The organism is Leisingera sp. F5 (assembly GCF_001593695.1).
Genome location: NZ_LUKH01000070.1, coordinates 1 through 9,061 on the forward strand (window position 1 = coordinate 1; position 9,061 = coordinate 9,061).

Annotated in this window: 9 protein-coding genes and 2 pseudogenes; 7 read left to right on the top strand and 4 right to left on the bottom strand. The window is 64.0% G+C overall.

The window, feature by feature from the left end; genetic code table 11:
- Positions 1–101, bottom strand: a pseudogene (locus A2I95_RS23350) (transcriptional regulator); the annotation flags it as partial.
- 494 nt (positions 102–595) lie between these two features.
- Between A2I95_RS23350 and A2I95_RS23355 the strand changes: the two are divergent.
- Positions 596–1,072, top strand: coding sequence for a cytochrome c (locus A2I95_RS23355; RefSeq protein WP_245596866.1), 477 nt, complete (start codon positions 596–598; stop codon positions 1,070–1,072).
- Between the two features lie 63 nt (positions 1,073–1,135).
- Here A2I95_RS23355 and A2I95_RS23360 read toward each other — a convergent pair whose 3' ends face one another.
- Positions 1,136–1,753 (bottom strand): TetR/AcrR family transcriptional regulator, encoded by a 618-nt coding sequence (locus A2I95_RS23360; RefSeq protein WP_027256683.1) that lies wholly within the window; start codon positions 1,751–1,753, stop codon positions 1,136–1,138.
- 136 nt (positions 1,754–1,889) lie between these two features.
- Between A2I95_RS23360 and mbfA the strand changes: the two genes are divergently transcribed.
- Entirely contained in the window at positions 1,890–2,864 is a 975-nt protein-coding gene (gene mbfA / locus A2I95_RS23365) for an iron exporter MbfA (protein ID WP_027256684.1), read from the top strand.
- Positions 2,865–3,211: 347 nt separating this feature from the next.
- Positions 3,212–4,147 (top strand): AEC family transporter, encoded by a 936-nt coding sequence (locus A2I95_RS23370; protein WP_027256685.1) that lies wholly within the window; start codon positions 3,212–3,214, stop codon positions 4,145–4,147.
- Here A2I95_RS23370 and A2I95_RS23375 read toward each other — a convergent pair.
- A pseudogene (locus tag A2I95_RS23375) lies at positions 4,144–4,484 on the bottom strand (cupin domain-containing protein). The gene A2I95_RS23370 and the pseudogene A2I95_RS23375 overlap by 4 nt on opposite strands.
- A gap of 226 nt (positions 4,485–4,710) precedes the next feature.
- On the opposite strand from A2I95_RS23375, the gene fghA reads away from it, so the two are divergent.
- Genes fghA through A2I95_RS23390 form a run of 3 tightly spaced genes read left to right on the top strand, consistent with a single transcriptional unit; the run spans position 4,711 to position 7,514 of the window.
- Positions 4,711–5,544 carry an S-formylglutathione hydrolase gene (fghA, locus tag A2I95_RS23380; RefSeq protein WP_291733703.1) on the top strand — a complete coding sequence of 278 codons (834 nt, stop codon included), beginning with the start codon at positions 4,711–4,713 and terminating at the stop codon, positions 5,542–5,544.
- An 18-nt stretch (positions 5,545–5,562) separates the two neighbouring features.
- Positions 5,563–7,059 carry a Si-specific NAD(P)(+) transhydrogenase gene (gene sthA / locus A2I95_RS23385; protein WP_027256688.1) on the top strand — a complete coding sequence of 499 codons (1,497 nt, stop codon included), beginning with the start codon at positions 5,563–5,565 and terminating at the stop codon, positions 7,057–7,059.
- A complete protein-coding gene (locus tag A2I95_RS23390; protein WP_027256689.1) occupies positions 7,056–7,514 on the top strand; it encodes a YaiI/YqxD family protein in 459 nt (152 codons plus the stop codon). The genes sthA and A2I95_RS23390 overlap by 4 nt, the downstream gene beginning before the upstream one ends.
- On the opposite strand, the gene A2I95_RS23395 is transcribed toward A2I95_RS23390, so the two are convergent.
- Positions 7,511–7,849 carry an NIPSNAP family protein gene (locus tag A2I95_RS23395; RefSeq protein ID WP_027256690.1) on the bottom strand — a complete coding sequence of 113 codons (339 nt, stop codon included), beginning with the start codon at positions 7,847–7,849 and terminating at the stop codon, positions 7,511–7,513. The two genes, A2I95_RS23390 and A2I95_RS23395, sit on opposite strands and share 4 nt — an antisense overlap.
- A gap of 402 nt (positions 7,850–8,251) precedes the next feature.
- Between A2I95_RS23395 and A2I95_RS23400 the strand changes: the two genes are divergently transcribed.
- A partial coding sequence (locus A2I95_RS23400) for a DMT family transporter (RefSeq protein ID WP_291733707.1) occupies positions 8,252–9,061 on the top strand: 810 nt, incomplete at its 3' end.

Below are 9,061 nucleotides of genomic sequence, written 5' to 3' on the forward strand. Positions count from 1 at the left end.
TTGTTGGTATAGGCGCGGCCCTCCATCAGCTCGCACAGCATCTGCGTGCGGCTGGCGTCGCTGATGGCCTGGCCCAGAATGTCGAAACGCGGTGTGATCATGCCCCCACTCTACGCGGTTCCTGCAGGCCGGCCCAAGCAAAACCCTTCGCCGCGCAGCGAACTGTCCGCACCCCGTCAAGCAAAGGAGCCATGGCAGAACCAGCCCGGCGACAGCGCGCCGCTATGGGCAAAGAACAGCCACAGCCGTTCGCCAGCGCGGGTGGTCGCCACCCAGTAATCGCGCACATCGCATGGGCATCACGCAGCGGCTGGCCCAGCTGCAATCCTGCCGCCGAAGCCGCCGTGTTTAACGCGGAAATAACCTGAGTGTTCGACACTTCCCCGGCAACAGCGGCCCGGCACTGCCGCCGCGCTCTGCCCGCATGATACGTTCGGCACCAAGGCGCGGAAACCAAAGCGATAAAAGGCGACGATGGGGCATGAGCCGATCGGGCAGCACGGGCCGGCAGACGGCAGATTACAGGAGTTCTTCAGCATATGTTCTTATTTTGTTTTCACCATGCGATTCGGTCAATCCGCCCGGGGGCAGCGTGATGACCCTCCGCCTGCTCAAAACCATGGCCTTCATGGCCATCCTCGCGGCGCTTGCCATTGGCACCACCGCTCCGGTCACCGCCAAGGACGGCGCCAGCAAGCACGTGACACGCAGGATGGCCCTGATGACCTCGCAAAAAGCGGCGATGGATGTGCTCGCCGGCATGATGGCCGGGCGCACATATTTTGACCGGGACAAGGCCCGCACAGCCCGACGGCAGTTGATCAGATCCACCGGCACAATCCGCAAGCATTTCAAAAAGCCGCAGCTGGATCCGCGCTCCCATGCGCGGCCCTTGATCTGGCACGCCTGGAAGGATTTCAAAGCCCGTGCAGACACCGCCGAAGCAGCAGCCCGCAATCTCAGCACCCGGTCCCTGCCCGCCCTGCGCCGCACCCTGCCCAGCCTGATGCAAAGCTGTCTCAGCTGCCACGAGACCTACCGCAACACGCCCAATAGTTTCACCACGCACTGATGCCCGGCAGGCATTAGCTGGCACGCACAAGCCGGCATGCACGGGCCGGCACGCCCGCAGCCGTCAGGTGCCGAACCGCGCCATAAAGGTCTCGATTGCGCCGGCGATCACCCGCTCGCGTTCGGCCTCGGTAAAATGTTCGTCGATTTTGAACAGGAATCGCAGGAAGATATCCGCCTTGCACAGCTCGATGAATTGCGCGGCGGCCAGGTCCGCATCCGGAATAGCCAGCTCGCCCCGCTCTGCGGCGATCTTCAGGTAATCGCGAATCTGCCCGTGCAATACCATCGGGCCGCTTTCATAGAACATCGGCCCCAACTCAGGGAAACGGTCGGCCTCGGCCACAAAGATGCGGAACAGCTGCAGGCTGAGACCGCCTATAAGCACCGCGTGCACATGTTCCGCCGCCACCCGCAGCACCTCGCGCGGGCCGCAGCTGCCTGCTGCCAGATCAAGCGACGCTTCAGACTGCTGCACACAGACCGACCGCACCACCTCCATAAACAGCACCCGCTTGTCGGGGAAATAACTGTACAGCGTCGCCTTGGACACGCCGGCCGCCTTGGCAATATTGTCGACGCTCGCGCCCTCAAACCCGTCGGCCAGGAAAACCTCGCGGGCCCCTGCCAGGACCTGATCGAATTTCCGGCCTGTACGCAGGACGCTGGCTTGCTGGTTCATGCGGGTTCCTTTGGCTGCCTGCGGGTCTGGGCCTAGTGTAGCCTCTGCTGCCGCAATGCAACAGCATAACCCGCGCCGTCTTGCAGTCCCTCGCGGAAGCGTTATGTTTAGAATTATTCTAAACTGAGGGCGGCAGATGCATTTTTTCACCCAGCGCAAACGGTTTGCGGAGCTGACCGGGCAGGAAATCCTCGCCCTCGCAATCTCCTCTGAGGAAGACGATGCGCGCATCTACCGCGGCTACGCCGAACGGCTGCGCGCCGAATACCCGGCCTCTGCGGCGATGTTCGACGGCATGGCCGCAGAGGAAGACGAACACCGCGCACAGCTGATCACCCTGCACCAGGCACGCTTCGGGCCGGCAATTCCGCTGATCCGGCGCGAGCATGTGGCGGGCTATTATGCCCGCCGCCCCATTTGGCTGATGGAAAACCTGAGCCTGGACCGCATCCGCGACGAAGCCCGCGCGATGGAGCGCGACGCCGAACGCTTCTACACCGCTGCCGCCGCCCGCACCAGCGATGCCGCCACCCGCAAGCTGCTGGGGGATCTGGCCGCAGCCGAGGCCGGGCATCAGGCGCGCGCCGGCGAATTGCAGGACACGCATCTGGACGCGAACACCCGCGAAGATGAAGACCGCGCCGCCCACCGCCAGTTCGTGCTGACCTGGGTGCAGCCGGGGCTGTCCGGGCTGATGGACGGTACGGTCTCCACCCTGGCGCCGATCTTTGCCACCGCCTTTGCCACTCAGGACACCTGGACCACGTTTCTGGTAGGCATGGCGGCCTCGGTCGGGGCGGGCATCTCAATGGGCTTCACCGAGGCCGCCTCCGACGACGGCGAACTGTCAGGCCGCGGCTCACCGCTGAAACGCGGGCTTGCCTCCGGCGTGATGACCACCGTGGGCGGGCTGGGCCACGCCCTGCCCTATCTGATCCCGGAGTTCTGGACTGCCACCACCCTGGCCCTGCTGATTGTCTTCGTTGAGCTCTGGGCCATCGCCTGGATTCAGAACAGGTTCATGCAAACCCCGTTCTGGCGCGCCACGATGCAAGTGGTGCTGGGCGGCGCCCTGGTGCTGGGGGCCGGCGCGCTGATCGGCAGCGGTTAGGCACGGGCAAAGGAAACCCTCCCGCTCGCTCCGGAGCAGCCAGAGGCTGCCCCTTCCCGGTTGGGCCCGGCAGCGCTGACGCGCTGCGGGTGCGCCTTTGGTCACGGGGGGGCTTAGGGTCAAGGGCGGAAAAGTCCCCGCGCCGCAGCGCGGTTTACCTTTGAAGTGCAGAAGTACTGCTCACAATCGAAGCCGCGCTACTCGGGGCACGTCTGCCCTGTGCAACGCACAGGGCCACGCCCAACTGTGAAGAGCATTCGCCAGAATGCCCATGAGCAGGCGGGAGCGCGCCCTCTTATGCCAAAAACAGCCCTTGCGAATTGGTCATCTCTTGTTACCAATTCCCCATGGCCGAGATCTTCTTCCGCACCCTGCCCTTTTTCGCAATCATCGGCCTTGGCTACTGGGCCGGGCGCAGCCGTTTCTTTACTGAGGAGGCCACTGCCTATCTCACCCGCTTTGTCTTCTACTTCCCGCTGTCGGCGATGATCTTCGGCTTTGCCGCCAACCTCACCTTTGCCGAGGTTTTCGACCCCGCCCTGATCCTTGGCTATCTGGGCGGCACCCTGGCGGTCTACCTGCTGGTGACAGCCGTCGCCATGACCCGCGGGCTGGACATGCCGACCGCGGCGGTAGAGGCGCAATGCGCCGCCATCGGCAATGTCGGTTTCTTGGGCCTGCCGATGATGGCGATCCTGTTCGGACCTGCCTCCGTCGCACCAATGATGGTGGTGCTCAGCGTCGATCTGGTGGTGTTTTCCTCGCTGATCGTCATTCTGATCAACGCAGGCCGCGGCCAGGGATCAGGCCTGGGGCTGGCAACCCTGAAACTGGCGGGCCTGGGCCTGCTGAAAAACCCGATGATTCTGTCCATCGTCGCAGGCCTCGCCTGGTCGGCATCAGAGTTTCCGATTCCTGAGCCGGCAAACGACTTCCTCACCATCCTCGGCGGCGCTGCCACCCCCGGAGCCCTCTTTGCCATCGGCGCGTCCCTCGCCTCGAAATCGGCGGAGCGGGTGCAGATCTCCGGCTGGCTCAGCTTTGCCAAGCTGGTGCTGCACCCGGCCTGCGTGGCCCTCGCAGTGTTGTGGCTGATCCCCGCTGCGCCCTTCTCCGCCGCCGTCGCCATTGCTGCCGCGTCGCTGCCGGTGGCAGGCAATGTCTACATGCTGGCGCAGCACTACGGCGTGGCGCCGCACCGGGCCTCCGCCGCCATCTTCATCTCCACCGCGCTGTCGATTGTCACTGTGCCGGCGGTGATCGCTTGGGTCTCTGGCCCCTAAAGCCGGATCACATAATCCTTGCGGGTCGTCTCAATCACCTCCCAGGTGCCGCTGAAGCCGGGCCGCAAGATGAAGCTGTCGCCCGCCGCCAGCGGATATTCGGTGCCGTCGTCGCTGGTGATCACCGAACACCCCTCCAGGATCCGGCAGTATTCCCACTCGTCATAAGAGATCCGCCACTTGCCCGGTGTCGACTGCCAGATGCCGCAGTAAAGCCCTCACGCTCCTCCGCGTTCCAGGTGGTGAAAACCGGATCGCCTGCAATCACCTTCTCCGCCACCGGACGCTCCACCTCCGCCTCCGCGGCCTCCGGTATCAGTCTCAGAAAATCGCTCATGCCTCTCGCTCCCTCTGCTTCCAGCGGCGGACTGTCCCGGTTTTTACCGCCGCTGTCCAGCACCCGCCTGCGCAAATGCGGCAACAACCCCGCGACCAAACCCCCGGATGTTTGCGATTTCGCAAGCCTTGTGCCGCAAAAACAAGCATTGCTGCCGCCCATCCGCTGGACGCTGAGGCCATCTGCGGATAGCGATAGGGCTAACAGATTTTGAGGAGCCTTACCCATGGAAACCGTTTCCGAGAACCGCGCCTTTGGCGGCACTCAGGGCGTTTACAAACACGCCAGCAGCGCCACCGGCGGCGACATGACCTTTGGCCTGTTCCTGCCGGAGGAGGCCAAAGACGGCCCGGTGCCGGTGCTGTGGTACCTCTCGGGCCTGACCTGCACCCATGAAAACGCCATGACCAAAGCCGGCGCCCAGGCCTGGTGCGCCGAGCAGGGCATCGCCATCGTCTTCCCCGACACCTCGCCGCGCGGCGAAGGCGTGGCCGACGATGACGCCTATGACCTGGGCCAGGGCGCAGGCTTCTACGTCAATGCCACGCAAGAGCCCTGGGCGCCGCATTTCCGCATGTGGGACTATCTGGCCGAAGAACTGCCGGCACTGCTGGGCGAAAAATTTGCCATCGATCTGGACCGCCAGGCGATTACTGGCCATTCCATGGGCGGCCACGGCGCACTAACACTGGCGATGAACCTGCCGGGCCGCTACAAATCGGTCTCCGCCTTTGCGCCGATCTCCAACCCCACCGCCTCGGACTGGGGCCGCAAGCAGCTGAGCGCCTATCTGGGCGATGATGAGTCCGCCTGGGCCAAACATGACGCCACCCTGCTGATGCGCGAGAAAGGCTTCGACGGCCCGATCCTGATCGACACCGGCACCTCCGATCAATTCATCGACCTGCTGAAGCCCGAGGCGCTGGCCCACGCGGTGGCCGAACGCCGACAGCAGGCCACCCTGCGGATGCAGCCGGGCTATGACCACAGCTATTTCTTCGTGTCGACCTTCATGGAGGAGCATGTCTCCTTCCATGCCGACGCGCTGTACCAGAACTAAAAAGCAAAGGACGCGGCCATGAGTGAAGACTTTGATTATGACCTGATCATCATCGGCTCCGGCCCCTCGGGCCGCGCCGCTGCCATTCAGGCAGGCAAGCTGCACCGCCGGGTGCTGGTGATCGACCGCAAAGACCGGCTGGGGGGCGTGTCGGTGCACACCGGCACCATCCCGTCGAAAACCCTGCGTGAAACCGTGCTGAACCTCTCGGGCTGGCGCGAACGCAGCTTTTACGGCCGCTCCTACCGGGTGAAGGATGATATCCTTGCCGAGGACCTGAAAGCGCGCCTGCACAAGACCCTCGACCACGAGGTCGACGTGCTGGAGCACCAGTTCAACCGCAACCATGTGGACACGCTGATGGGTCTGGCCAAATTCATCGGCCCGAACGAGGTCGAAGTCGCCACCGAGGCCGGCGAAACCACCCGGCTCACGGCAGAGAAGTTCCTGATCTCCACCGGCACCCGCACTTACCGGCCGGATTACGTGCCCTTCAATGGCCGCACCGTGGTCGATGGCGATGATTTCCTTGAAATGGCGGATATCCCGCGCTCGCTGGTGGTGATCGGCGCCGGGGTTATCGGGGTGGAATATGCCACCATGTTCTCCGCCCTCGACGTGCGCGTCACCTTGATCGAGCCGCGCGAGACCTTCCTCGACTTCATCGACAAGACCCTGATCCAAGAATTCACCCATCAGATCCGCGAAAACGGCGTTGATCTGCGGCTCGGCTCCGCAGTTGAAACCATCGAGGACGCAGGCGAGCATGTCGAGGTGACCCTGGCCAATGGCCGCCACGTGCGGGCTGAAATGCTGCTGTTTGCGGCCGGGCGCCTGGGCGCCACCGCCTCGCTGAATCTCGAGGCGACGGGGCTGAGGACCGACCACCGCGGCCGCCTCAGCGTGGACCGCAAGACCTACCAGACCGAGATACCGCATATCTATGCCGCCGGCGATGTGATCGGCCACCCGTCGCTCGCCTCCACCTCGCTGCAACAGGGCCGTGTCGCGGCCTGCCATGCGCTCGACACGCCCACCATGCCGGAAAGCCCCTGGTACCCCTATGGCATCTATTCGGTGCCGGAGATGTCCACCTGCGGCATGTCCGAGGAAGAGCTGCAGGAGCGTGGCATTCCTTACGAGGTCGGCGTCGCCCGTTTCCGCGAAACCTCCCGCGGCCACATCATGGGGCTGGAGCATGGCATGCTGAAAATGCTGTTCTCGCTGAAAACCCGCCGGGTGCTGGGCGTGCAGATCGTCGGCGAAGGCGCGACCGAGCTCATTCACATCGCCCAGGCGGTGCTGAACCTCAAGGGCACGGTGGACTACTTCGTGCAGAACACCTTCAACTACCCAACCCTGGCCGAGGCCTACAAGATCGCCGGGCTCGACGCCTTCAACCGGATGCCGATCCCGGAGGAGTTCAAGGTGAAGAAGCCCGCCCGCAAGGCTAAGGCCAAACCCGCCCTCAAGGCAGAGGCAGCCCCCGAGGCCGAGAAGAAGGCAGCAGAGTGACCGCCCTCTACATCGACGCCGACGCCTGCCCGGTGAAGCAGGAGGCCGAGCGGGTCGCCACCCGACACGGGCTGCGCATGTTCGTGGTTTCCAATGGCGGCTTGCGCCCCTCGCAGAACCCGCTGGTGGAGAATGTGATCGTCTCGGAAGGTGCCGATGTGGCCGACATGTGGATCGCCGGGCGCTGCGGCGCCGGTGACGTGGTGGTGACCGGGGACATCCCGCTTGCCGCCAAATGCATCGAGGCAGGCGCCCGAGTTCTGCGCCACAACGGCGAGCGCTTTACCGAAGCCAACATCGGCCAGCAGCTGGCGATGCGCGACCTGATGGCTGATCTCCGCGCCGCCAACCCGCTGGGCGCCGGCGGCAGCGGCAAAGGTTTCACCAAGTCCGACCGCTCCCGCTTTCTGGACGCGCTGGAGCGCGAGCTGCGTGCGGCCAAGGCGGGCTGCTAACCCATCGCGGCCTTCAACGGCGCAAGATCCCCCTCGAGAACGGGGCGCAGGAACGTCCGGTCATAGCGCCGGACAATCCCGTTCTCCCTGGCGAACCGGAACGCGGCCATGCAATCGGCGTCCTTGAAACTCTTCGCCCGGTAGTCCTCATAAGCAGCCAGAGACGGAAAGGAAAACAACGCTACAGCCGTATCATTGGCGCTTTCATGCGGCAGAAAATAGCCGTGATGGGTGCCGCCAAAACGCGCCACCAGCGGGATCCAGGCCTTGGCGTAGACCTCAAAGGCCTCAACCTTGTCGGGATGAATTTCATACGTGATGTAACAGGTGATCATGGCCGCCTCTATTGCTGGTTCACAGCCGAACCTAGGCGCCTGCACCCGCCATGCCCAATGACTTTGCGTGATCCCATTCATCGAAACCGCAAATACCCAGACCAAACAGGCGTGCTCCCGGGTCAAGGCTCCGCGGCAGCGGGTCGTGCGCCTGCGCGGCTTGGCCTTGACGCCGGGTCAGGCCGAAACAAACTCGGGCAGGCGCGTTCAGGGCAGACCTGCCCCTGAACCGCTTCTCAGCAAGACTCTAGACCTCTCCCCAAATTCCGCCCCCGCGTTCTGCGATCCAAAATTCCGCCCCGGAATTTTGCCCGGAAAAATTGCATTTTTCCGCCCCGCGCCCCATTGCCCGGCCAGATCAATTGCGCCACTGATCAGATGCAGCACACAAAAGAGGGCAAAATGAGCGCAGAGGTCAAGATCAGCGTCCCCGGCCTGTTTGCCGCCGCCGGTGCGGGCATTGCTTTTTCCGTCATAGACATGATCTTTAAGTTCCTTTCCGGCGACTACCCGCTGTACGAAGTTGTGCTGTTCCGCTCGATCATCGCGGTCTGCGTAATGCTCGCCGTCATTGTGCCGTTGGAGGGCGGTTACCATCTCCTGCGCACCCACCAGCCGAAACTGCACTTCGCCCGCTGTTTCGTGGTGTTTTTTGCCAATATCTGCTTCTTCACCGGCCTCACCCTGCTGCCGCTGGCCGAGGCGGTGGCGATCGCCTTTGCCACGCCATTGATCGTCACCGCCCTGTCGGCGCTGTTTCTGGGCGAACGCCCCGGTCCCTGGCGCTGGGGCGCGGTTTGCGCCGGTTTCCTCGGCGTGCTGATTATCATGCGCCCCGGCGCCGGCACCTTCCAGGCCGCCGCTATCCTGCCGCTTCTGGGCGCCTGCGGCTATGCCACCCTGCATGTGCTGACCCGCCACGCGGGCGGCAGCGAGGCCGGCGCCACGCTCGCCTTTTACCCGATGATGGGTTTCCTGATCCTCAGCGCGCTGGCCGGGCTGATCTTCGGCGACGGCCGCTTTGCCACCGGCGGCAGCCCGGCCCTGGACTTCATCCTTCGCGCCTGGATCTGGCCCGCACCGGAAGACTGGCCCTATCTGATCGGCGTCGGCATCGCGGGCTCCGCCGGCGGCTATCTGGTCAGCCAGGCCTACCGCATGAACGAGGCGGCGCTGGCGGCACCGTTCGAGTACATCGCCATGCCGATGTCA

Coding starts and splice junctions, on each gene's coding strand:
- mbfA (WP_027256684.1), top strand. CDS start 1,890: ATGCATTTTTTCACCCAGCGCAAACGGTTTGCGGAGCTGACCGGGCAG.
- fghA (WP_291733703.1), top strand. CDS start 4,711: ATGGAAACCGTTTCCGAGAACCGCGCCTTTGGCGGCACTCAGGGCGTT.
- sthA (WP_027256688.1), top strand. CDS start 5,563: ATGAGTGAAGACTTTGATTATGACCTGATCATCATCGGCTCCGGCCCC.
- A2I95_RS23360 (WP_027256683.1), bottom strand. CDS start 1,753: ATGAACCAGCAAGCCAGCGTCCTGCGTACAGGCCGGAAATTCGATCAG.
- A2I95_RS23395 (WP_027256690.1), bottom strand. CDS start 7,849: ATGATCACCTGTTACATCACGTATGAAATTCATCCCGACAAGGTTGAG.
- A2I95_RS23355 (WP_245596866.1), top strand. CDS start 596: ATGACCCTCCGCCTGCTCAAAACCATGGCCTTCATGGCCATCCTCGCG.
- A2I95_RS23370 (WP_027256685.1), top strand. CDS start 3,212: ATGGCCGAGATCTTCTTCCGCACCCTGCCCTTTTTCGCAATCATCGGC.